The 23,643-nt window shown below is 72.3% G+C and carries 24 protein-coding genes; 8 read left to right on the forward strand and 16 right to left on the reverse strand.

All coding sequences use genetic code 11. From position 1 onward, the window contains the following. Positions 1-143: 143 nt before the first annotated feature. Positions 144-1,850 carry a glycerol-3-phosphate dehydrogenase/oxidase gene (locus tag ACSHWO_RS13990; protein WP_438312168.1) on the reverse strand — a complete coding sequence of 569 codons (1,707 nt, stop codon included), beginning with the start codon at positions 1,848-1,850 and terminating at the stop codon, positions 144-146. Positions 1,851-2,108: 258 nt separating this feature from the next. Here ACSHWO_RS13990 and ACSHWO_RS13995 point away from each other — a divergent pair, with 258 nt between their 5' ends. Then, positions 2,109-3,338: a nucleotide sugar dehydrogenase gene (locus tag ACSHWO_RS13995; protein WP_361090555.1), complete on the forward strand. Its 1,230-nt coding sequence runs from the start codon at positions 2,109-2,111 to the stop codon at positions 3,336-3,338. Positions 3,339-3,425: 87 nt separating this feature from the next. On the opposite strand, the gene ACSHWO_RS14000 is transcribed toward ACSHWO_RS13995, so the two are convergent. From ACSHWO_RS14000 to ACSHWO_RS14015, 4 genes are all read right to left on the reverse strand, one after another. Further along, positions 3,426-4,550 carry a GuaB3 family IMP dehydrogenase-related protein gene (locus ACSHWO_RS14000; RefSeq protein WP_438312170.1) on the reverse strand — a complete coding sequence of 375 codons (1,125 nt, stop codon included), beginning with the start codon at positions 4,548-4,550 and terminating at the stop codon, positions 3,426-3,428. Between the two features lie 172 nt (positions 4,551-4,722). Then, complete coding sequence (guaB, locus tag ACSHWO_RS14005) at positions 4,723-6,228, reverse strand: IMP dehydrogenase (RefSeq protein WP_361090561.1); 1,506 nt, start codon at positions 6,226-6,228, stop codon at positions 4,723-4,725. A 156-nt stretch (positions 6,229-6,384) separates the two neighbouring features. Beyond that, positions 6,385-7,014 carry a sigma-70 family RNA polymerase sigma factor gene (locus tag ACSHWO_RS14010; protein WP_361090564.1) on the reverse strand — a complete coding sequence of 210 codons (630 nt, stop codon included), beginning with the start codon at positions 7,012-7,014 and terminating at the stop codon, positions 6,385-6,387. A gap of 360 nt (positions 7,015-7,374) precedes the next feature. Beyond that, positions 7,375-7,986, reverse strand: a complete 612-nt coding sequence (locus ACSHWO_RS14015) for a response regulator transcription factor (RefSeq protein WP_003948568.1) — start codon at positions 7,984-7,986, stop codon at positions 7,375-7,377. A gap of 388 nt (positions 7,987-8,374) precedes the next feature. Here ACSHWO_RS14015 and ACSHWO_RS14020 point away from each other — a divergent pair, with 388 nt between their 5' ends. After that, positions 8,375-8,701, forward strand: coding sequence for a WhiB family transcriptional regulator (locus ACSHWO_RS14020; protein WP_360635818.1), 327 nt, complete (start codon positions 8,375-8,377; stop codon positions 8,699-8,701). A 188-nt stretch (positions 8,702-8,889) separates the two neighbouring features. Here ACSHWO_RS14020 and ACSHWO_RS14025 read toward each other — a convergent pair whose 3' ends face one another. Further along, a complete protein-coding gene (locus ACSHWO_RS14025) occupies positions 8,890-9,786 on the reverse strand; it encodes a LysR family transcriptional regulator (RefSeq protein WP_438312174.1) in 897 nt (298 codons plus the stop codon). Between the two features lie 79 nt (positions 9,787-9,865). Here ACSHWO_RS14025 and ACSHWO_RS14030 point away from each other — a divergent pair, with 79 nt between their 5' ends. The 3 genes from ACSHWO_RS14030 (at position 9,866) to ACSHWO_RS14040 (ending at position 12,219) form a co-directional block, all read left to right on the forward strand. Then, the gene (locus ACSHWO_RS14030; protein WP_438312176.1) at positions 9,866-10,543 is read left to right on the forward strand and encodes an MOSC domain-containing protein; all 678 of its coding nucleotides are present in this window, start codon (positions 9,866-9,868) and stop codon (positions 10,541-10,543) included. A gap of 118 nt (positions 10,544-10,661) precedes the next feature. Beyond that, entirely contained in the window at positions 10,662-11,435 is a 774-nt protein-coding gene (locus ACSHWO_RS14035) for an SDR family NAD(P)-dependent oxidoreductase (RefSeq protein ID WP_404238403.1), read from the forward strand. A 94-nt stretch (positions 11,436-11,529) separates the two neighbouring features. Then, on the forward strand, positions 11,530-12,219 hold the full coding sequence (locus ACSHWO_RS14040) for an ester cyclase (protein ID WP_361090577.1): 690 nt from the start codon (positions 11,530-11,532) through the stop codon (positions 12,217-12,219). A 129-nt stretch (positions 12,220-12,348) separates the two neighbouring features. Here the strand turns inward: ACSHWO_RS14040 and groL are convergent, their stop codons facing one another. Then, positions 12,349-13,980, reverse strand: coding sequence for a chaperonin GroEL (gene groL / locus ACSHWO_RS14045; protein ID WP_361090580.1), 1,632 nt, complete (start codon positions 13,978-13,980; stop codon positions 12,349-12,351). Positions 13,981-14,095: 115 nt separating this feature from the next. Beyond that, positions 14,096-14,404 carry a co-chaperone GroES gene (gene groES / locus ACSHWO_RS14050; RefSeq protein ID WP_361090583.1) on the reverse strand — a complete coding sequence of 103 codons (309 nt, stop codon included), beginning with the start codon at positions 14,402-14,404 and terminating at the stop codon, positions 14,096-14,098. A gap of 361 nt (positions 14,405-14,765) precedes the next feature. On the opposite strand from groES, the gene ACSHWO_RS14055 reads away from it, so the two are divergent. Continuing rightward, positions 14,766-16,169 (forward strand): FtsW/RodA/SpoVE family cell cycle protein, encoded by a 1,404-nt coding sequence (locus tag ACSHWO_RS14055; protein ID WP_385832835.1) that lies wholly within the window; start codon positions 14,766-14,768, stop codon positions 16,167-16,169. A gap of 83 nt (positions 16,170-16,252) precedes the next feature. Here ACSHWO_RS14055 and ACSHWO_RS14060 read toward each other — a convergent pair whose 3' ends face one another. From ACSHWO_RS14060 to ACSHWO_RS14070, 3 genes are all read right to left on the reverse strand, one after another. Then, positions 16,253-16,471 carry a hypothetical protein gene (locus ACSHWO_RS14060; RefSeq protein ID WP_361090589.1) on the reverse strand — a complete coding sequence of 73 codons (219 nt, stop codon included), beginning with the start codon at positions 16,469-16,471 and terminating at the stop codon, positions 16,253-16,255. Between the two features lie 138 nt (positions 16,472-16,609). Then, positions 16,610-17,494, reverse strand: a complete 885-nt coding sequence (locus ACSHWO_RS14065; protein WP_438312181.1) for a polysaccharide deacetylase family protein — start codon at positions 17,492-17,494, stop codon at positions 16,610-16,612. Then, positions 17,491-18,426 carry a polysaccharide deacetylase family protein gene (locus tag ACSHWO_RS14070; protein ID WP_438312183.1) on the reverse strand — a complete coding sequence of 312 codons (936 nt, stop codon included), beginning with the start codon at positions 18,424-18,426 and terminating at the stop codon, positions 17,491-17,493. The genes ACSHWO_RS14065 and ACSHWO_RS14070 overlap by 4 nt, the downstream gene beginning before the upstream one ends. 100 nt (positions 18,427-18,526) lie before the next feature. Between ACSHWO_RS14070 and ACSHWO_RS14075 the strand changes: the two genes are divergently transcribed. Then, a complete protein-coding gene (locus ACSHWO_RS14075; RefSeq protein ID WP_404238392.1) occupies positions 18,527-19,702 on the forward strand; it encodes a class I SAM-dependent methyltransferase in 1,176 nt (391 codons plus the stop codon). A 175-nt stretch (positions 19,703-19,877) separates the two neighbouring features. Here the strand turns inward: ACSHWO_RS14075 and ACSHWO_RS14080 are convergent, their stop codons facing one another. From ACSHWO_RS14080 to tsaB, 4 genes are read right to left on the reverse strand one after another with little or no spacing between them, the layout of a single operon-like run. Then, the gene (locus tag ACSHWO_RS14080; RefSeq protein WP_361090601.1) at positions 19,878-20,165 is read right to left on the reverse strand and encodes a hypothetical protein; all 288 of its coding nucleotides are present in this window, start codon (positions 20,163-20,165) and stop codon (positions 19,878-19,880) included. Then, complete coding sequence (gene tsaD / locus ACSHWO_RS14085) at positions 20,162-21,313, reverse strand: tRNA (adenosine(37)-N6)-threonylcarbamoyltransferase complex transferase subunit TsaD (RefSeq protein ID WP_438312187.1); 1,152 nt, start codon at positions 21,311-21,313, stop codon at positions 20,162-20,164. The genes ACSHWO_RS14080 and tsaD overlap by 4 nt, the downstream gene beginning before the upstream one ends. Further along, positions 21,306-21,824, reverse strand: a complete 519-nt coding sequence (gene rimI, locus ACSHWO_RS14090) for a ribosomal protein S18-alanine N-acetyltransferase (RefSeq protein WP_361091143.1) — start codon at positions 21,822-21,824, stop codon at positions 21,306-21,308. Before rimI ends, tsaD begins: the two co-directional genes overlap by 8 nt. 32 nt (positions 21,825-21,856) lie before the next feature. Then, positions 21,857-22,519, reverse strand: a complete 663-nt coding sequence (gene tsaB / locus ACSHWO_RS14095) for a tRNA (adenosine(37)-N6)-threonylcarbamoyltransferase complex dimerization subunit type 1 TsaB (RefSeq protein WP_361090607.1) — start codon at positions 22,517-22,519, stop codon at positions 21,857-21,859. Between the two features lie 170 nt (positions 22,520-22,689). Here tsaB and ACSHWO_RS14100 point away from each other — a divergent pair, with 170 nt between their 5' ends. Then, positions 22,690-23,253 carry a hypothetical protein gene (locus tag ACSHWO_RS14100; RefSeq protein WP_438312189.1) on the forward strand — a complete coding sequence of 188 codons (564 nt, stop codon included), beginning with the start codon at positions 22,690-22,692 and terminating at the stop codon, positions 23,251-23,253. A 53-nt stretch (positions 23,254-23,306) separates the two neighbouring features. Here the strand turns inward: ACSHWO_RS14100 and ACSHWO_RS14105 are convergent, their stop codons facing one another. Next, the gene (locus ACSHWO_RS14105) at positions 23,307-23,540 is read right to left on the reverse strand and encodes a hypothetical protein (RefSeq protein ID WP_438312191.1); all 234 of its coding nucleotides are present in this window, start codon (positions 23,538-23,540) and stop codon (positions 23,307-23,309) included. Positions 23,541-23,643: the final 103 nt, after the last annotated feature.

Here is a 23,643-nt window from a genome sequence, read left to right on the forward strand (position 1 = left end):
TGCCCCGGCATCCGCCCGGATGCCCGGTGGCCCGCCCCGGGAGAACCCGCGCGATAACCCGCCCCGGCAGAACCCTTATTGTTCCTCACTCCGCAACGGACGGGAGCCCCGGGTCCGCGGTTCCCCACTGGCGTATCCCGGAGTTACAACGGAACGATGTCGGGCGCCCCCAGTCGCGCCGCGTCGGCCGTCTGGTCGTCCGGCTGGCGCTGCGATTCCCGTTCGGCCTGCACTCTCTTCTCGTAGTGCGCCACTTCCTTCTCGATCTGCTGCCGGTCCCATCCCAGCACCGGAGCCACCAATTCCGCGCATTCCCGCGCCGACCGCGTCCCCCGGTCGAAGGTCTCGATCGAGATCCGCGTCCGCCGCGTCATCACGTCGTCGAGGTGTCGCGCTCCTTCGTGTGACGCCGCGTAGACCACTTCCGCCCGGAGGTAGTCGTCCGCCCCGCCCACCGGGGCCCCCAGCGAGGGGTCCTCGGCGATCAGGTCCAGCAGCTCGTCGGTCATCGAGCCGTACCGGTTCAACAGGTGTTCCACGCGCGCCACGTGAAGGCCCGTCCGGGCGGCGATCCGGGCCCGGCCGTTCCACAGCGCCCGGTACCCCTCCGCCCCCACCAGCGGCACGTCCTCGGTCACGCACTCCGCGACCCGCTGGTCCAGCCCGTGCACGGCCTCGTCCACCGCGTCCTTCGCCATGACCCGGTACGTCGTGTACTTGCCGCCCGCGACGACCACCAGGCCCGGTACCGGATGGGCGACCGTGTGCTCGCGCGACAGCTTGCTCGTGGCGTCCGACTCCCCGGCCAGCAGCGGCCGCAGGCCCGCGTACACCCCCTGGACGTCGTCGCGGGTCAGCGGCACGGCCAGCACCGAGTTCACCCGCTCCAGCAGGTAGTCGATGTCGGCGCTGGACGCCGCCGGGTGCGCCTTGTCCAGGTCCCAGTCGGTGTCGGTGGTGCCCACGATCCAGTGCCGGCCCCACGGGATGACGAACAGCACCGACTTCTCGGTCCGCAGGATCAGCCCGCTGCTCGAATGGATGCGGTCCTTCGGGACGACCAGGTGGATGCCCTTCGACGCCCGCACGTGGAACTGCCCGCGCTCCCCGATCAGGGCCTGCGTGTCGTCCGTCCACACCCCGGTCGCGTTCACCACCTGGCGGGCCCGGACCTCGTACTCCCCGCCCCCCTCCACGTCCTGCACGCGCGCCCCGACCACCCGTTCGCCCTCGCGCAGGAAGTCGACCACCCTCGCCCGGTTGGCGCAGTGCGCCCCGTACACGGCGGCCGTGCGAACGAGCGTGGTGACGTAGCGCGCGTCGTCCGTCTGGGCGTCGTAGTACTGCAGGGCGCCCACGAGCGCGTCCTTGCGCAGCGCCGGGGCCACGCGCAGGGCGCGGCCGCGCGACAGGTGCCGGTGCACCGGCAGCCCCCTGCCGTGCCCGCTGGACACCGACATCGCGTCGTACAGCGCGACGCCCGAGCCGGCGTAGATGCGCTCCCACCCCTTGTGCAGGAGCGGGTACAGGAACGGCACCGGCTTCACCAGGTGCGGGGCGAGCCGCTCCAGCAGCAGGCCGCGCTCCTTCAGCGCCTCCCGGACGAGGGCGAAGTCGAGCATCTCCAGGTAGCGCAGGCCGCCGTGGATGAGCTTGCTGGACCGGCTGGACGTGCCCGACGCCCAGTCCCTGGCCTCGACGAGCCCGGTGGACAGGCCCCTGGTCGCGGCGTCGAGCGCGGTGCCCGCGCCGACCACGCCCGCGCCCACCACCAGGACGTCCAGCTCCCGTTCGGCCATCCGGGCGAGGGCCTCCGCGCGCTGCGCCGGCCCCAGTGTCGCTGTCCTCACGGCTGCCTCCCGTCGGTGCGGGCGTACCCACTCGGTGCGGGTGGTCCCGCTCGCGTCCCCCGTCTCGATTCTGACCCGCCGTACCCGCATCAGCCACCGCCCGTGGACAACACAACGGCGACCACCACCCCGTAATGCGACAGATCGGTCATATATACGCCTAGTCTGACATCGTGCCAGCTGATGCGGCCCTGGCGGTCCACAGGAGTTGCGCACCCAGCCCCCTCATGCATGCCAGGGAAGGGACGGCACCACCCCATGCCCGCAGACCTCGCCGTCATCGGACTCGGCCACCTCGGCCTCCCACTGGCCCAGGCGGCCGTCGCCGCCGGGATCGAGACGGTCGGCTACGCCGTCGGACCGGCCACGGACTCCACCCTGACCGCCGCCGAGGTCCGCCGCATGTCGGCCGCCGGCTTCCGGGTCACCGCCAACGCCGCCGACCTCGGCCGCGTCCGCACCGCCGTCATCTGCGCCCCCACCCAGCTCGGCGCCGACCGCGCGCTCGACCTCGGCGCCGTCGGCGAGGCCGGCCGGGCCCTCGCCGCCCGGCTGCGCCCGCGCACCACCGTCATCCTGGAGTCCGCCGCCCATCCGGGTGTCACCGAGGACTACCTGCGCCCGATCCTGGAGGACGGCTCCGGGCTGCGCGCCGGCCGGGACTTCCACCTGGCCTACTCCCCCAGTCGGCACGACCCGGGCAACCGGACGCACACCATCGCCAACACCCCCAAGGTGATCGGCGGCCTCACCCCCGCCTGCACCGAGTCCGCGCACGCCTTCTACGCCCGCATCGCCGAGAAGGTGGTCCGCGCCCGCGGCCTGCGCGAGGCCGAGACCGTCCAGCTGCTGGAGACGAACTACCGGCACGTGAACATCGCGCTCATGAACGAGATGGCGGTGCTCTGCCACGACCTCGGCGTCGACCTGTGGGACGTCATCCGCTGCGCCGAGACCAAGCCGTACGGGTTCCAGGCGTTCCGCCCCGGCCCGGGCGTCGGCGGCCACAGCGTCGCCCTCGACCCCAACTACCTCCCGCACACCACCCGCACCCCGGGCCACCCCCTGCGGATGGTCGGCCTGGCCCAGGAGATCAACAGCCGGATGCCGCAGTACGTCATCCAGCGCTGCGCCGCCCTGCTGAACGAGCACGGCAAGTCAGCCCGCGGCGCCCGCGTCCTGCTGCTCGGGGTCACCTACAAGCCCGACCTCGCCGACCAGGAGGGCTCCCCGGCCCGTGAGATCGCCAGCCGCCTGCTCGACCTCGGGGCCCTGATCAGCTACCACGACCCGTACGTGGCCGGCTGGCGGGTGCGGGACCAGCCGGTCCCGCGCGCCGAGTCCCTGTACGAGGCCGCCGCCACCGCCGACCTGACGGTCCTGCTCCAGCACCACCGCACGTACGACCTCCAGGGCCTGGCGGTGAAGGCGCAGCTGCTCCTGGACACCCGCGGGGCCAGCCCTGCGGGCGCGGCGCACCGGCTCTGACCACCGCCGAAGTACCCCCCGTGCAGGAGGGGCCGGCACCCGATCGCTCGGGTGCCGGCCCCTCCTGGCACGTGGTCGTGGAGCGGGTCAGCGGCGGTGCTGGGAGTCCGCGACGGTGACCTCGACCCGCTGGAACTCCTTGAGCTCGCTGTAGCCGGTGGTGGCCATCGAGCGGCGCAGCGCGCCGAAGAGGTTCATCGAGCCGTCCGGGGTGTGCGACGGGCCGGTGAGGATCTCCTCGGTGGTGCCGACGGTGCCCAGGTGGACCTTCTTGCCGCGCGGCACGTCCTCGTGGACGGCCTCCATGCCCCAGTGGTGGCCCTTGCCGGGCGCGTCGGTGGCACGGGCCAGCGGGGAGCCCATCATCACGGCGTCGGCGCCGCAGGCGATGGCCTTGGGCAGGTCGCCGGACCAGCCCACGCCGCCGTCGGCGATGACGTGCACGTAGCGGCCGCCGGACTCGTCCATGTAGTCGCGGCGGGCGGCGGCCACGTCCGCGACGGCGGTCGCCATCGGGACCTGGATGCCCAGCACGTTGCGGGTGGTGTGCGCGGCGCCACCGCCGAAGCCGACCAGGACGCCGGCCGCGCCGGTGCGCATCAGGTGCAGGGCCGCGGTGTACGTGGCGCAGCCGCCGACGATGACCGGGACGTCGAGCTCGTAGATGAACTGCTTGAGGTTCAGCGGCTCGGCGGCGCCCGAGACGTGCTCCGCGGAGACGGTGGTGCCGCGGATCACGAAGATGTCCACGCCCGCGTCGACGACGGCCTTGGAGAACTGGACGGTGCGCTGCGGGGAGAGCGCGGCGGCGGTGACCACGCCGGAGTCGCGGACCTCCTTGATGCGCTGCCCGATCAGGTCGGCCTGGATCGGCGCGGAGTAGATCTCCTGGAGGCGGCGGGTGGCGGACTCCTCGTCGAGCTCGGCGATCTCGTCGAGCAGCGGCTGCGGGTCCTCGTGGCGGGTCCACAGGCCTTCGAGGTTCAGGACGCCGAGACCGCCGAGCTCACCGATGCGGATGGCGGTCTGCGGGGAGACCACCGAGTCCATGGGGGCGGCCAGGAACGGGAGCTCGAAGCGGTACGCGTCGATCTGCCAGGCGATGGAGACCTCCTTCGGGTCCCGCGTACGCCGGCTCGGGACGATGGCGATGTCGTCGAACGCGTACGCCCTGCGGCCGCGCTTGCCGCGCCCGATCTCGATCTCAGTCACGTGTGGTGGCCTTTCCCTCTGGGTCTGCCCGTCCAGTATCCCCGAAGGCCGGGGACTCGCGTTCCGGCTTCCGCTGTACGGACGGCCCCGGCGCCGGGGCGGCCCCCGGTCAGGGGCGGGCACGGCGCAGGGGCGGGCCCGTGGACCGGACCCGCCCCTGCGCCGTCACCGCTCAGCCCTTGCGGGAGTAGTTCGGCGCCTCGACCGTCATCTGGATGTCGTGCGGGTGGCTCTCCTTCAGGCCCGCCGAGGTGATCCGGACGAACCGGCCGCGGTCCTGGAGCTCCGGGACCGTGCGGCCGCCGACGTAGAACATCGACTGGCGCAGGCCGCCGACGAGCTGGTGCACGACCGCGGCGAGCGGGCCGCGGTAGGGCACCTGGCCCTCGATGCCCTCGGGGATGAGCTTGTCGTCGCCGCCCACGCCCTCCTGGAAGTAGCGGTCCTTGGAGAAGGACTTGCGGTCGCCGCGGGACTGCATCGCGCCGAGCGAGCCCATGCCGCGGTACGACTTGAACTGCTTGCCGTTGATGAAGAGCAGCTCGCCGGGGGACTCCTCGCAGCCCGCGAGCAGCGAGCCGAGCATCACCGTGTCGGCGCCCGCGACGAGGGCCTTGGCGATGTCGCCGGAGTACTGCAGGCCGCCGTCGCCGATGACCGGGACGCCCGCGGCCTTGGCGGCCAGCGCGGCCTCGTAGATGGCGGTGACCTGCGGGACGCCGATGCCGGCGACGACGCGGGTGGTGCAGATGGAGCCGGGGCCCACGCCGACCTTGATTCCGTCCGCGCCGGCGTCGACCAGGGCCTGGGCGCCGTCGCGGGTGGCGACGTTGCCGCCGATGACGTCGACGCCGCAGTTCGACTTGATCTTGGCGACCATGTCGCCGACCAGCCGGGAGTGGCCGTGCGCCGTGTCGACGACGATGAAGTCGACGCCGGCCTCGACGAGGGCCTGGGCGCGCTCGAAGGCGTCGCCGGCGACGCCGACGGCGGCGCCGACCAGGAGGCGGCCGTCCTTGTCCTTGGCGGCGTTCGGGTACTTCTCGGCCTTGACGAAGTCCTTGACCGTGATGAGGCCCTTGAGGACGCCCGCCTCGTCGACCAGCGGAAGCTTCTCGATCTTGTGGCGGCGCAGCAGCTCCATGGCGTCCACCCCGGAGATGCCGACCTTGCCCGTCACCAGCGGCATCGGGGTCATGACCTCCCGCACCTGGCGGCTGCGGTCCGACTCGAAGGCCATGTCGCGGTTGGTGACGATGCCGAGCAGCTTGCCGGCGGCGTCGGTGACCGGCACGCCGGAGATGCGGAACTTCGCGCACAGCTCGTCGGCCTCGCGCAGCGTCGCGTCCGGGTGCACCGTGATCGGGTCGCTGACCATGCCCGACTCGGAGCGCTTGACCAGGTCGACCTGGTTGGCCTGGTCGGCGATCGACAGGTTGCGGTGCAGCACGCCGACGCCGCCCTGGCGGGCCATCGCGATCGCCATGCGCGACTCGGTGACCTTGTCCATGGCGGCGGACAGCAGCGGGATGTTGACGCGGACGTTGCGCGAGATGAGCGAGGAGGTGTCGATCTCGTCCGGCGCCATGTCGGACGAGCCCGGCAGCAGCAGGACGTCGTCGTAGGTCAGCCCGAGCATGGCGAATTTGTCGGGCACTCCGTCGGCGTTGACAGTCATGACACCTTCCCAAATGGTCTTGCTCAGCGCGGATGTCCATGCTAACGGGATCGCGACGCGTCTCATTCCACGAGCGGGGTCACGGCCAAGTTTCGTCGCTTCCTCCTATTGATCGCCGGGCCTCGGCAGGCCATGGCGGAGCCGCAGGCCCCGCCCCTACTGCTCGGCGAGCGCGCGCAGCCGGCTGAGCGCCCGGTGCTGCGCGACCCGCACCGCGCCCGGGGACATCCCGAGCATCTGGCCGGTCTCCTCGGCGGTCAGCCCGACCGCGACCCGCAGCACGAGCAGCTCGCGCTGCGTCTCGGGCAGGTTGGCCAGCAGTTTCCGGGCCCAGGCGGCGTCGCTGCTGAGCAGCGCCCGCTCCTCGGGCCCGAGGGAGTCGTCCGGCCGCTCGGGCATCTCGTCGGAGGGGACGGCGGTGCTGCCCGGGTGGCGCATGGCGGCCCGCTGCAGGTCGGCGACCTTGTGCGCGGCGATGGCGAAGACGAAGGCCTCGAAGGGGCGGCCGGTGTCCCGGTAGCGCGGCAGCGCCATCAGGACGGCGACGCAGACCTCCTGGGCCAGGTCCTCCACGAAGTGGCGGGCGTCCCCCGGGAGCCGGGAGAGCCGGGTGCGGCAGTAGCGGATGGCCAGTGGGTGCACGAAGGCGAGCAGGTCATGGGTGGCCTGCTCGTCGCCTTCCACGGCCCGGCGCACGAGCGCGCTGACGGCCTCGGCGCTGTTGCCCTTGGCGGCTCCGGTGGGGCCCGTGGCCGCAGCGGAGCCGGTGGCCTCGTCGTCGCGCATCAATCCATGGTGCCTTGGCGCCGGAGCGTTCGCGGCACCACGGTCCGTGTTGTGCATCGAAGCGTTATGAGCGGGTGCGCCTGAGCTCTTCACTTGCACGCTCCCCTCCCGCTCGCCCGAAAACTCCCCGAGGCCCCATCCCAGAAATGCGCCACACACTCAAGCATGCGGCATCGCGCACGAAGCGACACGTCCCCCGGATTGTGCCCCGCCAATCCCCGGCTACGCACGGGTACGGCCGGGAGCGGGGGGGGCCGGAAACCTCGGGAGCACCCCGGAACCCCGGGCGGGCACGCCGGGCGGGTCGGCGCGCCGCCCCGCCCGCCTGCGGCGGACGGGACTGCTCTCAAGGGGCCTCGGTCAGCGGACCAGACCCCAGCGGAAGCCGAGCGCCACGGCGTGGGCCCGGTCCGAGGCGCCCAGCTTCTTGAACAGCCGGCGGGCGTGCGTCTTGACCGTGTCCTCGGAGAGGAAGAGCTCGCGCCCGATCTCCGCGTTGGACCGGCCGTGGCTCATCCCCTCCAGCACCTGGATCTCGCGCGCGGTGAGGGTGGGCGCGGCGCCCATCTCGGCCGAGCGGAGCCGGCGCGGGGCCAGCCGCCAGGTCGGGTCGGCGAGCGCCTGGGTGACGGTGGCCCGCAGTTCGGCGCGCGAGGCGTCCTTGTGCAGGTAGCCGCGGGCGCCGGCGGCGACCGCGAGGGCCACGCCGTCGAGGTCCTCGGCGACCGTCAGCATGATGATGCGGGCGCCCGGATCGGCGGAGAGCAGCCGGCGCACCGTCTCCACACCGCCGAGCCCGGGCATCCGTACGTCCATGAGAATCAGGTCGGAGCGGTCGGCACCCCAGCGGCGGAGGACTTCCTCGCCGTTGGCAGCCGTCGTCACGCGCTCGACGCCGGGCACGGTGGCAACCGCGCGACGGAGCGCCTCTCGGGCAAGCGGGGAGTCGTCGCAGACGAGGACGGAAGTCATGACCGCCCTCCGGAGCTGCTGATGCGCGTCACCTTGAGCCTCCAGGCTGGTACGTATCGTCACCTGTGCGGTCGATGCTCTCGGACACCTGTCCGGGAACGCTTTGGTTCAACCGCCTTCGCTCTCTCAACGATGGTCACTCGAAAGAGTTACGGGTCGGACGGACACCTTCGGCACTCTACGTGAGGGCGCGATCACACCATCGGCGCCACTCGCCAACTGTCCTCCATCTGGAGCTATGCCCTATTTGGCGGCTTTCCTTCCGTTCAGGCAGTGTCTGACGCTAGATTCCCAATGAGTCATATTTACATCTACTACGACAGTAGGTGTGGTAGGTGTGGAGACTTGGACCGTATTCGTCTCAGTACCGGCACCAAGAGGACTACCCATGGCAGATTTCTCCCGCCTCCCCGGACCGAACGCCGACCTCTGGGACTGGCAGCTGCTGGCCGCCTGCCGCGGAGTCGACAGCTCCCTCTTCTTCCACCCGGAGGGCGAGCGGGGCGCGGCCAGGAGCGCGCGCGAGGCCTCCGCTAAAGAGGTCTGCATGCGATGCCCGGTGCGTTCGGAATGCGCCGCGCACGCACTCGCCGTCCGCGAGCCCTACGGGGTGTGGGGCGGCCTCACCGAGGACGAGCGCGAGGAACTGATGGGCCGGGCCCGCCATCGACTGATCCCCGCGTCGAGCACCGTCGGGCGAACCCCTCCGGACTGACGGCCGCCCGGACGCCGCCGCAGGGGCGGGCGCCTCAGGACCGGATGCCGCAGGACAGGTGTCGCACGACCAGGCGTCGCGCAGCCAGTGCGCACCGCCGGATGTCGCACAACAGCACGCAGAAGAACAGCACGCAGAAACGTTTCCTCACCCGGTGGTGAGCCACGGGCGGGGCCGCCGTGCGCCGCTCAGCGCGCGGCGGCCCGCTCCAGCTCGGCCAGGGTCTCCGCCACGGCCGGTACGCGGGCCAGGTCGGGCAGCGTCAGCGCCACGACCTCCCGCTCCACGGCCGGCTCCACGGTCAGCGTGCTCACGCCCTTGGCCCGTACGGACTCCAGCGCGAGCTCCGGCAGTACGGCGACGCCCAGCCCGGCGCCGACGAGGCCCGCCACGGCCGGGTAGTCGTCGGTGGCGAAGTCGATGCGCGGGGTGAAGCCGACGCCCTCGCACACCTCGACCAGATGGCGGCGGCAGCGCGGGCAGCCCGCGATCCAGGGCTCGTCCGCCAGCTCGGCCATGCCTAGCCTCTCGGCACCGGCCAGCCGGTGCCCCTCGGGCACCAACCCGACGAGGCGGTCCGTCAGCAGGGGCCGCACGACGAGGTCGTCCCACTCGGCGGAGGCCGCGGTCCCGACGTAGCGGAAGGCCAGCGCCACGTCGCAGTCGCCGTCGCGCAGCATCTCCACCGAACGCGGCGGCTCGGCCTCGACCAGCGAGATCCGCGTGCCCGGGTGTGCGGCCCGCATCGCGGCGAGCGCCGTCGGGACCAGGGTGGAGCTGCCGCTGGGGAAGGACACGAGCCGGACCCGGCCGGCGCGCAGCCCGGCGATGGCCGCGACCTCCTCCTCGGCGGCGGTCAGCCCGGCCAGGATCCCGGCGGCGTGCCGGACCAGGGCGGCGCCGGCCTGGGTGAGCCGCATCTCGCGACCGGCGCGGATCAGCAGCGGGGTGCCGGCCGACTGCTCCAGCGCCTTCATCTGCTGGGAGACGGCGGGCTGGGTGCAGCCGAGTTCGCGGGCGGCGGCGGAGAAGGAGCCGGTGTCGGCCACGGCGCGCAGGACCCGGAGATGGCGTGCCTCGATCATTCTTCGAGCATAAGCCCGGCTTTGATGGCGGCGCACATACTCCCGTGCCCCTTTGAGGGTCCTCGGCTAGCGTGTGCCCATGGTGCCCAAGCATGTGATCTCCGTGAACCTCGGCCGGGCGACGGCCGTCGACTACACCACCGCCGAGGGCGGGGTGACCGGGATCGGCAAGCGGCCGGCCCCCGGCCCGGTCCGGGTCTTCGCCCCCGGCCCCAAGGGGGTCGGCGCGAGCGGGATGGAGGGTGACGCCGTCTGCGACCTGCGCCACCACGGCGGCGAGCACCAGGCGGTGTACGCCTACGCGCGCGAGGACCTGGACTGGTGGGAGGACGAGCTGGGGCGCGAACTGCCCGGCGGGATCTTCGGGGAGAACCTCACCACCTCCGGCATCGACGTGACCGGCGCGCTCCTCGGCGAACGCTGGCGGATCGGCGCCGACCTCGTCCTGGAGGTGGCCTCGGCGCGCATCCCGTGCGCCACCTTCCAGGGGGCGCTCGGTGAGCCGGGCTGGGTCAAGCGGTACACGCAGGCCGTACGGCCGGGCGCGTACCTGCGCGTGCTGCAGGAGGGGGAGGTCTCGGCCGGGGACGCGGTGGAGGTGGTCAGCCGCCCGGACCACGACGTGACGGTGGGGCTCTGGTTCCGGGCCTTCACCCTCGAACGGGCGCTGCTCCCGCGGACCCTGGCGGCCGGCGCGGCGATGGAGCCGAAGGCCCACGAGGAGGTCCGCGCCCACCTGGAGAAGTACGGGAAGTAGTCGGCCGGCGACGGGCCGCCGATGAGCCCGCGACCCCCGCAGGGGGGAAAGCGGACGAAGTGGTACCGCCAGGGCGGGCCCGCTCCGGACTGTCGTCCGGGGCGGCTAGGTTGCGCACATGACGACTGCGCTGATCACTGGATCCACGGCGGGCATCGGCGCCGCCTTCGCCCGCAAGCTCGCCGCCCAGGGCCACAACCTCGTGCTGGTCGCCCGCGACACCGCGCGCCTCGCCGAGCAGGCCACGGAACTGCACGACCGGCACGGCATCGAGGCCGAGGTGCTGACGGCGGACCTGTCGACCGAGGCGGGCATCGCCGCGGTCGAGCGGCGCCTCGACGACCGGACGCACCCGGTGGACCTGCTGGTCAACAACGCCGGGTTCGGCAACAAGGGCCGCTACCTCGAGGTCTCCATGGCCGACGAGCTGACCATGCTGAAGGTGCACGTCGAGGCGGTGCTGCGGCTGACCTCGGCGGCCACCGCGTCGATGCGCTCGCGCGGCCGCGGCGGCGTCATCAACGTGGCCTCGGTGGCGGCCTTCGTGCCGCGGGGCACGTACGGCGCCAGCAAGGCCTGGGTCGTGCAGTTCACCCAGGGCGCGGCGCGGGACCTGGCCGGGTCGGGCGTGCGGCTGATGGCGCTGTGCCCCGGCTTCGTGCGGACGGAGTTCCACCAGCGGGCCGGCATGGGCACGGACAACATCCCCAACTGGATGTGGTTGGACGCCGACAAGCTGGTGGCGGCGGCCCTCGACGACCTGGCGCGCGGCAAGACGGTCTCGGTCCCGGACCCGCGGTACAAGGCGCTGATGGGCGTGGTGAAGCTGACGCCGCGCGGGCTGCTGGGCGGGTTGTCCTCGCGTACGGGCCGCAAGTACGGGCCCCGGTAGCCCAAGGCGACGGGCGGCGGCCCGCATCGACAAACCGGCCGAACGGATGAAATCTCCCTAAACTGGACGTATCCCTTCCAGCCCGGGAGACGCCATGACATTCGTACAAATTGTCGATTACGAGACCAGCAGGCCCGAGGCCGTCAACGATCTGCTCGACCGCTACCTGGAGCAGACCAACGGCAAGCGCACCGTGACGCACAGCGTCCTCGGCAGGGACCGCGAATCCGAGACGCACTATGTCGACGTGGTCGAATTCCCGTCGTACGAAGACGCCATGAAGAACTCTCACCTCCCGGAGACGGACAAGATGTTCCAGGAGATGGTGGCTCTCTGCGACGGGATGCCGCGGTTCACCAACCTCGACGTGGTCCGCGACGAGCACCTCAACACCCTGCTCGCGAACCGGATGCTCGACGACGTCGCGACGCGGGGGGACCTGGACGCCATCGAGGAGATCTTCGCGGCCGACTACCGCGACCACGACATCAGCAACCCCGTCGACAAGATGGGGCGCGAGGGCATCCGCGAGGACTGCCAGATGTGGCGGGCCGCCTTCGACTTCTCCTTCACCCGTGACGCGCAGGTGGCCCAGGACGACTACGTCACCACGCTGTGGACCTGGACCGGCAAGCACAAGGGCGAGTTCATGGGCATCGCCCCGACCGGCAAGACCTGCACGATGACCGGCACCACGGTCTTCCGGTGCGAGGACGGAATGATCAAGGAAGGCTGGTGGCACTACGACGCCATGCGCCTGATGCGGGAGCTCGGCGCGATGTAGCAGCCCCACCGGGCGGGGCGCACACGGCGAAGGCCCCGGCCCCACCACTGGACAGCGGCGGGGCCCGGGGCCTTTCGGCGTGGTCGGTACCGCGCCGGGTCAGCGCCCGGCGCGGTCAGGACCGACGGGTCAGTGGCTGTGGCCGTGACCGTGGCCGTGCCCGTGACCGTTGGCCTCTTCCTCTTCCTTCTTCTCGACGACCAGGGTCTCGGTCGTGAGCAGCAGGGAGGCGATGGAGGCGGCGTTCTCCAGGGCGGAGCGGGTGACCTTGACCGGGTCGATGACGCCGGCCTTGACCAGGTCGCCGTACTCGCCGGTGGCGGCGTTGAAGCCGTTGCCCTTCTCCAGCTCGCCCACCTTGGAGGTGATGACGTAGCCCTCGAGGCCGGCGTTCTCGGCGATCCAGCGCAGCGGCTCGACGGCGGCGCGGCGGACGACCGCGACACCCGTGCCCTCGTCGCCGGTCAGCCCGAGGTTGTCCTCCAGGACCTTGACGGCGTGGACCAGCGCGGAGCCACCACCGGAGACGATGCCCTCCTCGACCGCGGCGCGGGTCGCGGAGATGGCGTCCTCCAGACGGTGCTTCTTCTCCTTCAGCTCCACCTCGGTGGCGGCGCCGACCTTGATGACGCAGACGCCGCCGGCGAGCTTCGCCAGGCGCTCCTGCAGCTTCTCGCGGTCCCAGTCCGAGTCGGTCGCCTCGATCTCGCCCTTGATCTGGTTGACGCGGCCGAGCACGTCCTCGGCGGTGCCGGCACCGTCGACGATCGTGGTGTCGTCCTTGGTGATGGTCACGCGGCGCGCGGTGCCCAGGACGTCCAGGCCGGCCTGGTCGAGCTTGAGGCCGACCTCCTCGGCGATGACGGTGGCACCGGTGAGGGTGGCCATGTCCTGCAGCATCGCCTTGCGGCGGTCACCGAAGCCGGGCGCCTTGACGGCGACCGCGTTGAAGGTGCCGCGGATCTTGTTGACGACGAGGGTGGAGAGGGCCTCGCCCTCGACGTCCTCGGCGATGATCAGCAGCGGCTTGGAGCCACCCGACTGGATGACCTTCTCCAGCAGCGGCAGCAGGTCCTGGATCGCGGAGATCTTGCCCTGGTGGATCAGGATGAAGGGGTCCTCGAGGACGGCCTCCATGCGCTCCTGGTCCGTGACGAAGTACGGCGACAGGTAGCCCTTGTCGAAGGCCATGCCCTCGGTGAACTCCAGCTCCAGGCCGAAGGCGTTGGACTCCTCGACGGTGATGACACCGTCCTTGCCCACCTTGTCCATCGCCTCGGCGATGAGCTCGCCGACCTGCTGGTCCTGCGCGGACAGCGCGGCCACGGCGGCGATGTCGGACTTGTCCTCGATCGGACGGGCGGTGTCGAGGAGCTCGGCGGACACGGCCTTGACCGCGGCGTCGATGCCCTTCTTCAGGGCGGCCGGGGAGGCACCCGCGGCGACGTTGCGCAGACCCTCGCGGACCAGCGCCTGGGCCAGCACGGTGGCGGTGGTGGTGCCGTCACCCGCGATGTCGTTGGTCTTGGTCGCCACCTCCTTCACCAGCTGCGCGCCGAGGTTCTCGTACGGGTCGTCCAGCTCGACCTCGCGGGCGATGGTGACACCGTCGTTGGTGATGGTGGGGGCGCCGAACTTCTTGTCGATGACGACGTTGCGGCCCTTGGGGCCGATCGTCACCTTGACCGTGTCGGCAAGCTTGTTGACGCCGCGCTCGAGGGCGCGACGGGCGTCCTCGTCGAACTTCAGGATCTTCGCCATGGGAGCGGTTCAGCCCTCTCGGAAAACTCGGGGTTCAACGACCGGCGCCCCTCGCCGCCCGGCAATCAGCGGGGTGACCAGGGGCGCAGATCAAAGCAGTGCTGGGAGAAGTGAATTACTTCTCGATGATCGCGAGCACGTCGCGAGCCGAGAGGACGAGGTACTCCTCGCCGCTGTACTTCACCTCGGTGCCGCCGTACTTGCTGTACAGCACGATGTCGCCGACGTTGACGTCCAGCGGGAGACGCTGGCCGTCCTCGAAGCGGCCCGGGCCCACGGCGAGGACGACGCCCTCCTGGGGCTTCTCCTTCGCGGTGTCCGGGATGACCAGGCCGGAGGCCGTGGTCTGCTCGGCGTCGAGCGGCTGGACCACGATGCGGTCTTCAAGCGGCTTGATGGCAACCTTGGAGCTGGTGGTCGTCACGATCCGACCTCCCCCTTCGGAGATCTCACGGGGTTAACTGTCTGAGGTGGCGACCAGGTGGATCCGTCGTCGCGGGTGCCGGACCTGCCCGTCGCTGTGTTGGCACTCCCCTGGGGCGAGTGCCAGGTGCGAGACTATTCCGGCGATTAGCACTCGGTCAAGCGGAGTGCCAATACGGTCCCCCGGGTTCGCACATCCGGCCACCTCGGAGGCCCGGTCGGCCGGATCCCGACGGCTCCCCACCAGCGCTTCCCCGCTCCGACCCGCCACCCGGGCGAACCGGAAGGAACCCCGGGAAGATCGTCGTCGTCTTAGACGATATGAAGATAAAGCGCCCCATTGACGGCCAGATCGGACCGACGTGCGGGGGCTGAGGCCGCCGACGGCGGCCGGAGCCCGCCGCCGCACCGAGGCGCTGCTGCTCGTCTTCGTCGTCGGCATCACCGTCCTCGGGCACGCGAGCGCCGGCCTGGGGCTGAACGGCGAGCTGCCGGTCGACCTCTCGGGCTTCGCGATCAGCATGGGACTGCTGGCCCTGGTGGCCCACCTGGGCGTACGCCGGTTCGCCGCGTACGCCGATCCGCTGATCCTGCCGCTGGCGATGCTGCTGACCGGGCTCGGGCTGGTGCTGCTGCACCGGCTCGACCAGTCGTACATCGAGCGGTACGGCGCCGAGGCCAACGCCCCCGGCCAGCTGGTGTGGACGGTGATCGGGGTGGCGGCCTGCCTGCTGGTGGTGGCGCTGCTGCGGGACCACCGGCTGCTCCAGCGGTTCATCTACCTCACGATGGCCGCGGCGCTGGTGCTGCTCATCGCGCCGGCGTTCTCGCCCGCGGACACGTACGGGGCGAAGCGCTGGATCGTCATCGGCGGCTTCTCCGCGCAGCCGGGCGAGTTCGTGAAGATCATGATCGCGGTCTTCTTCGCCGGCTACCTGGTGGTCCACCGCGACTCGCTCGCCCTGACCGGCCGGCGGTTCCTCGGCCTGAGGCTGCCGCCGATGCGCCAGCTCGCCCCCATCGCCACCGTGTGGGTCCTGTCGATGCTGGTGCTGGTCTTCGAACGGGACCTGGGCACCTCGCTGATCTTCTTCGGCGTCTTCGTGGTGATGCTGTACGTCGCCACCGAGCGCACGAGTTGGATCGTGTGCGGGCTGGTCATGGCCGCGGCCGGCGCGTTCGTCGTCGGCTCGACCGAGCCGCACGTGAAGGCGCGCGTGGCCGCCTGGCTGAACCCGCTGTCGTACTACTGGCAGGAGCGGCCGCCGGGGGTCACCTCGGACCAGTCGGCGCAGGCCCTGTTCAGCTTCGGCACCGGCGGCGTCTCGGGCACGGGGCTCGGCCTCGGACATCCCGAGCTGATCAAGTTCGCCGGGCGCAGCGACTTCATCCTGACGACGGTGGGCGAGGAGCTGGGCCTGGCCGGGGTGATGGCGGTGCTGCTCCTGTACGGGCTCCTCGTGCAGCGGGGGCTGCGGATGGCGCTGGGCGCCCGCGACCCGTTCGGGAAGCTGCTGGCGGTCGGCCTGTCGGCCGCGCTGGCGCTCCAGGTGTTCGTGGTGGCGGGCGGCGTGACCGGGCTGATCCCGCTGACCGGCAAGGCGCTGCCGTTCCTGGCGAAGGGCGGCTCGTCCCTCCTGGCCAACTGGATCATGATCGCGCTGCTGCTGCGGATCAGTGACAGCGCGGAGCGCCAGCGCCTGGCGGACCGCCGCGGCCCGGTGGAGACCGTGATCACGGCGGTGGTGGCGGCCGGGCGGGGCTGAGGGGGCCGCGGGGCGCTGCTCCGGGGGCGACGGACGCGGGGGCGCCACTGCGGCGCGCCGGCCGGCCGCGGACGCCGGGCGTCTCAGCCGCCGTCCGCGGACTCCATCACCCGTCTGGCCGCCTCGGCCTCGGCCGCGGGGGGCGACAGCTCGGACAGGGTGTCGAGGTCGTGGTCCTTCGCCAACTCCTGCTCCCAGGCGTCGGCCAGCTCCTGCTGCCGGGCGGGCGGCAGCTCTCGGACCTTCTCCCGGTGTTCGGGGCTCAGGGCGTTCAGGAAACGCTCGACGGTGTCGATCGGCATCGCTTCGCCTCCCGGTTCGGCGGGGGTGTGCGTCCATTCCTCCCGCGGCGAACCGGCCCCGTACCCCGCGCCTCCCGTCCTTCACCCGAACGGGTCGTGTTCCGCGGTCCCGTGCGGTCACAGGTTGCGGTCACAGCACTAGAGGTAGTCCTCCAGGCGGCCTATGCGGAAGCCCTGTTGCTGGATGCTCTGGAGCATGCGGGTGGTCATCTGGACCTCCGTCGCGCCCTTGAGCTCGGAGGGGCCGCGGAAGTGGGCCAGGATGATGTCGCCGGGCCTGAGGCCGGAGCCCTCGGCGTACTGGAAGTTGTTGATCTGCATCGACGCCCGCCACAGGACCACCTGCGAGATGCCGCATTCGGCGGCCGCCTTGAGCGTGTCGTCGTTGTAGTTGCCGAACGGCGGGCGGAAGCGGGTGGGCTTGGTCCCGAAGCGCTTCTCCAGGCGTTCCTGCTGACCGCATATCTCCTTCTTCTGCGCCGCGAAAGGCAGGGTCCGGAGGTTCGGGTGGGTCAGGGTGTGGTTGTTGATGGTGCTGCCGGAGCCGTTGTCCCGGAGCTTCTCGAAGTGCCCGTAGTCCGAGGACGCGACGTTGTCGGTCAGGTACATGCCGATCGGCAGCTTCAGGTCGGCCGCCATCTTCAGGAACTCGGGGTCCTTCTCGGCGCCGTCGTCGAAGGTCAGGAAGACGACCTTCTCCGTGGCCGGCACGGGTATTCGGTCCACGACCTGTGCCCTGCCCGGAGCGGCCGGCGGCAGGGACGGCTTCTGCGCCGGCTTCGGCGCGTACTGCACCGGGGCGGTCAGCCCCCACTTCCGGTAGGCGTCGCCGTCGCCGGCGGCCGAGGGCGACGCGGTGCCCCGGGCGTCCGCCCCGGACGAGGCCGAGGGGCTCGGCTGCTCGTGGGTGGCCTTGCGGCCGAGCCGCTCGATGGGGTCGACGCTGTTCCCGCACCCCGTCAGGGACAGCGCGAGCGCGCCGGCCGCCAGCGTCCCGGCCACCAGCCGGCGCGCGTACCTCACAAGTAGTCCTCCAGGCGGGCCACGGCGTACCCCTTGTCCGTGACGGTCTTCATGACGTTGCGGACCAGGTCGGGCATGCTGCCCTCCCAGTCCTCGCGACCCCGGAAATGCGTGAGGATGATGTCTCCGGGATGCAGGTCGCGGTCCCGTTCACGGTAGTCCATCCGCTTCGGGAACGCCTCCGCGTTCCACAGCGGAACCGCTTTGATGCCACAGGACTTGGCCGCGCGCAGGGTGTCCTCGTTGTAGTTCCCGTACGGCGGGCGGAAGGCCGTCGGCCGCTTGCCGAACATCCTCTGCATCGTGTCCTGCTGACCGCAGATCTCCTCGCGCTGCTTCTCGTACGACAGCGCGGGCAGGTAGCGGTGGTTGACGGAGTGGTTGTTCAGGGTGACGCCGGCCGCCTGCATCTCCTTGAAGTAGGAGTAGTCGTCGCGGACGAGGTAGTCGCTGAGGAACGCCGTGTACGGGATCCTCAACTCCTGCATCATCTTCAGGAACTCGGGGTCCTTCTCCGCGCCGTCGTCGAACGTCAGGAAGACGACCTTGTCCTTCGTCGGGATCGTGGTGAAGACGGGCGGGAGGTTTTCGTGGCCGTCCACCTCGAAGCCTTCCCGGGTGGTGAGCTCGGGCTTGCCCTTCGGTGCCGGCGGCGCCTCCAGCGGCGGCTTGGCCAGCTTCCACTTCTTCGCCGCGACGAGCCGGGCCTGCCGGGCGGCGGGCCCCCGCTGTTCACCGCGGGCGCCCAGCGCCGCGCCGGCCTTGCCGCTCCCGGTCGGGTCGGGGGTGCCACCGGAGTCCCCGGAGCCGCAGGCCGTTCCCAGGGCGGCGACGAGCAGGGCGGAAAGGACGACCCCGGCCCGGCCGCGCGAGCCGGCGGTGCGCCGGCGACCGTGAAGCGTCTTTTGTTTCTTTTGTCGTACTAGCTGCATAGCAGCGGATCCTGACACCGCCACGGCGCTCCGCCCCGCCGACACCGCGAACGGAAGACGACCTTCCATCGAGTGGCGCACACTGACCGACAATGAGGCGGTGACCCCCGAAGACTTCGCCGCCCTCCTGACCCCCGAGGGCCGCGCCCTCCTGGACTCGCTCCGCGACTACGACCCGGGCCAGGAGCTCGCCGTCGCCACCCGGCTGCGCCGCGAGCACCCCGCGCCGCTGGTCTCCGCCGCGCTCGGGCAGGCCCGGCTGCGGCAGCGCGCGGCGGCCAAGTTCGGGGAGGACGCGTTCCGGATGTACTTCACCCCCGGCGGCGCCGAGATGGCCACCCGCGCCCCGGTCGCCGCGTACCGGGCCGAGCGGTTCGCGGCACTCGGCGTGCGCAGCGTCGCCGACCTGTGCTGCGGGATCGGCGGGGACGCCCTGGCCCTGGCCCGGCTCGGCATCCGGGTGCTGGCGGTGGACCGCGACCCGTTGACCGCCGCCGTCGCCCGGGCCAACGCGGAGGCGTTGGGGCTGGCGGACCTGGTCGAGGTCGTCGAGGCGGACGTCACCGGTGTCGACACCTCCGGATACGACGCCGTGTTCCTCGACCCGGCCCGGCGCGGGGGGCGGGGCCGGGTGTTCGATCCGGAGGGCTACTCGCCGCCGCTGTCCTGGGCCGTGCAGGCGGCCCGTACGGCGCGCCGTGCGGCCATCAAGATCGCCCCCGGGATCCCCCACGAGGCGGTGCCGGAGCAGGCCGAGGCCGAGTGGATCTCCGACCACGGGGACGTGAAGGAGGCCGTGCTGTGGTTCGGGACCGACCCCGGGACCGTCCGCGCGACCCTGCTGCCCGGCCCGCGGACCCTGCGCACCGCCGGCCCGCTCCCCGACGCGGAGGTCGGCCCGGTCGGCCGCTGGCTGTACGAGCCCGACGGCGCCGTGATCCGCGCCCACCTCGTCGCCGCCGTCGCGGAGCAGCTCGGCGGCCGGCTCATCGACCCGACCATCGCCTACATCACCTCGGACGAGCTGCGCGCGACGCCGTACGCGACCGCGTACGAGATCACCGACGTGCTGCCGTTCGGCCTGAAGAAGCTCAAGGCGCTGCTGCGCGAGCGCGAGGTCGGCATCCTGACCGTGAAGAAGCGCGGCTCGGCCATCGAGCCGGAGGAGCTGCGCAAGAAGGTCAAGCCGCAGGGGCGGAACGCGGCGACGGTGTTCCTGACCCGGGTCGCCGGCGCCCCGTCGATGCTGATCGGATCGCCGGTCAGCGCCCCGTAGCGGCGGGCGGGCGGAGCCGGGAGGGCGCGCCCGGCCCGGCGGCCGCGCACGCCGGCCCCTGACGGTGCCCCGGCAGGGCGGTGACCCCCGGGACGGCGCGGGGCCGCCCGGTGCGGGACGGCGCGGGGCGGCCCGGTGCGGGACGGCGCGGGGCGGCCCGGGCCCCGCCGGGGGCTCAGGACCCGCCGGTGCCGGAGGTCTCCGCGTCCACCGACTCGAACCGCCAGCGGTGCACCGGCCGGGTGATCAGGTCCGCCGCGGGCTCCGGCAGCTCGGGGAGGTCGGCCGCCAGGCCCTCGGGCGCCTCCCACCAGGTGATCACCAGCACCCGGTCCTGCGGGGCCCGCAGGACCTCCCGGCGCACCGGCTCCCGGGCGAGGACCTGCGAGCGGGCCCACTCCAGCAGCTCGGCGCCGCGGCCGCCGGTGGCGCGGGCCTCCCACATCAGGGCGACGGTGCTCACGAGTACAGGTTGTCCTTGCTCAGCTCGTGCACGTGGTCGTGGTCGTGGGCGTGCCCATGACCGTGGCCGTGCGGGTGGCCGTGCTCGTCCCCGTCCGCCGCGCCGGTGCCCGGCACGTGCGGGTCCGTCACCGGCAGCGAGGAGTCCGCCGACAGGTCCCAGTCCGAGGCGGGACGGTTCCGCCTGACCATCTCCGCGCCCAGCGCCGCGACCATCGCCCCGTTGTCCGTGCACAGCTTCGGCCGCGGCACGCGCAGGATGATCCCCGCGTCGTCGCAGCGCTCCTGCGCGAGCGCCCGCAGCCGGGAGTTGGCGGCGACGCCGCCGCCGATCATCAGGTGGTCGACGCCCTCGTCCTTGCAGGCGCGGATCGCCTTGCGGGTCAGCACGTCCACCACGGCCTCCTGGAAGGACGCCGCGACGTCGCGCACCGGCACCTCCTCGCCCGCGTTCCGCTTCGCCTCGATCCAGCGGGCGACGGCCGTCTTGAGCCCGGAGAAGGAGAAGTCGTACGCCGGGTCGCGCGACCCGGTCAGCCCGCGCGGGAAGTTGATCGCCTTCGGGTCGCCCTCCTTGGCCAGCCGGTCGATGACCGGGCCGCCGGGGAAGCCGAGGTGCAGTACGCGCGCGATCTTGTCGAAGGCCTCGCCGGCCGCGTCGTCGATGGTCGCGCCCAGCGGCCGCACGTCGGAGGTGATGTCCGGGGCGAGCAGCAGGGAGGAGTGCCCGCCGGAGACGAGCAGCGCCATGGTCGGCTCGGGCAGCGGGCCGTGCTCCAGCTGGTCCACGCAGATGTGCGAGGCCAGGTGGTTCACCCCGTACAGCGGCTTGCCGAGGGCGTACGCGTACGCCTTGGCGGCCGACACGCCGACCAGCAGGGCCCCCGCGAGGCCGGGGCCGGCGGTGACCGCGATGCCGTCGAGGTCGCGGGCGCTGACCCCGGCCTCCTTCAGGGCGCGCTCGATGGTCGGGACCATCGCCTCCAGGTGGGCGCGGGAGGCCACCTCGGGCACGACGCCGCCGAAGCGGGCGTGCTCGTCGACGCTCGACGCGACCGCGTCCGCCAGCAGGGTGGTGCCGCGGACGATGCCGACGCCGGTCTCGTCGCAGGAGGTCTCGATGCCGAGGACGAGGGGTTCGTCAGCCATGGGTCTCACCTTGTACGGGTCCGTCCGCGGGGACGGAGAGTGCGGGATCGGAAAGGCGCATCACGAGTGCGTCGACGTTGCCGGGCTGGTAGTAGCCCCGGCGGAAGCCGATCGGCTCGAACCCGAAGCGCTCGTAGAGCTTCTGGGCGCGGGTGTTGTCCACCCGTACCTCCAGCAGCACCTCGGCGCACTCGAACGCGGTGGCGGCCCGCAGCAGGTCGGTGAGGAGCCGGGCGCCGAGCCCGGTCCCCCACTGGTCGCGTGCGGCCGCGATGGTCTGTACGTCGGCCAGGTCGCCGGCGGCGGCCAGCCCGGCGTAGCCGACGATGCGGCGGCCGGCGCCCGCCGCGGACCCGCCCTCGGGAACGGCCTCGGCCACGACGTAGTGGCGGGTGGCGTGCGGGCCGCGGGCGTGGGCGAGCTCGGACCAGAACATTCCGGCGGACCAGGCGTCCTCGGGGAACAGCTCCTGCTCCAGTTCCAGTACGGGCGCGATGTCCCACCAGCGCATCTCGCGCAGTACTGCGGTACCGGTACCTGCGGTCACTGCGGGGTGACCACCTTGTAGTTCTTGGGCACCTGCGCGTCGGGCCGGCGCAGGTACAGCGGCGTCGGGGGCAGGAACTCCGCCCCGGCCGCGAGCCGGTGCACCGCCAGTGCCGCGAGGGCGGCGGCGCTCAGGTGCTCGGGGCCGCGCGCGTCGGTGAACACCTCCGGGTACAGCAGGGCGCCCTGGCCGACCGCGGGCAGCCCGGCGACCTGCTCGGCGATCTCGGCCGGGCGGTCCACGGCGGGCTCGCCGACCCGGGTGAGCGGGTCCTCGTAGCGGGCCCAGTAGACCTCCTTGCGCCGCGCGTCGGTGGCGACGGTGAAGGGGCCCTCGACGCCGGCGGCGCCCGCGGCGTACGCGAGGCCGTCGAGGGTGCACAGGCCGTGCACGGGGACGCCGAGGACGGAGGCGAACGTGGCCGCGGTGGCGAGGCCCACCCGCAGCCCGGTGTAGGGGCCGGGGCCGACGCCGACGACGATGCCGGTGAGGGCGTCGAGCTTCAGGCCGGCCTCGGCGAGGACCCGGTCCACCGACGGCAGCAGGAGCTCCCCGTGGCGGCGGGCGTCGACCTGGTGGGACTCGGCGAGGACGTTCTCGCCGTCGTGCAGGGCGACGGTGACGGCGGGCGTGGCGGTATCTACAGCGAGCAAGAGCACGCGAACAGCCTACGACTCCCCGGCCCCGGGCCCTCGCGGCCGGTCGCGGGGCGGCCCGGCTGCTACCTTCGACCCCAGGATTCGACCGCGGTATTCGAACCCCCGGACGCCGCCACGGCCCGGGGAACGGCCGGGACCCGGCGCACGGGGAAGCACGAGAGGTGGAGCAAGTGGGACGCAGCAGCTCGGGAATCGTGGCCGGGCTCACGGCCGCCGCACTCGCCGCGGTCGGGTTCCTCGGCTACCAGGCCTCCGCGACCGCCCCCGCGCCGTCCGCGCACGGGGCCGCACCGGCGGCGGAGCCCTCCGCCCAGCCGTCCGCACCGGCTCCCGGCCCGGCCAAGCCGAACGCCGTGCCGGCCGATTCCGGCACGGGTACGCGCGTCGTGTACTCGGCGGCCCTGAAGCGGGTGTGGCTGGTCACCGAGGACGGCAAGGAACCCAGGACCTTCGCGGTGGTGCCGAGCACGGTGCACCCGAAGCCGGGCACCTACCTGGTGAACTCCCGCTCGAACGCGGTCACGGGCTCGGACGGCGTGCCCATCGAGCACGTGGTGCGCTTCGCGACGGCCGAGGGCAGCGGCGTCGTGATCGGCTTCAGCGCCCGCGCCGACGGCCGGCTGCCCGAGCCCGACCCCACGCGGAAGACCGGTGGCATCCGGATGAGCCGGGCCGACGGCGACGCGATGTGGGCCTTCGCCACGATCAACTCCAAGGTCGTCGTCGTCCCCTGACCGGCCGCTGCCCGTCCCCTGACCCGCCGTTGGTTTTCACCCGGACGGAGGACTCAGGCCGCCTCGGGCTCCCGGGCGGCCCGTCCGCTGCGTCCGGGTACGCGGTCTGCGGCCGCGGCGACCGGTCCGGCGCCGGGCCGCCGGGCGGGCTCGCGCCCCGGCGGCGTCGAGACGGCGGCGGCGGCCGCGCCCGCGGCGAGCAGCACGCCCATGGGCACGGCGGGCGAGGCTCCCCTCGGCACGGTCGAGGTGCGGGGGTCGCGCGGTGCCGCTGCTCCTGTCGACATGGCTGCCTCCTGGCCCGGGCCGACCGTACTTAGGTAGGCCTAACCAGCCCTCCGTACCATGTGACCACGCGCGGCTCTTCCGGCGCAATATCTTCCCGACAGC

Source organism: Streptomyces pallidus (ex Mingjun et al. 2026), assembly GCF_051550185.1.
Classification (GTDB): domain Bacteria; phylum Actinomycetota; class Actinomycetes; order Streptomycetales; family Streptomycetaceae; genus Streptomyces.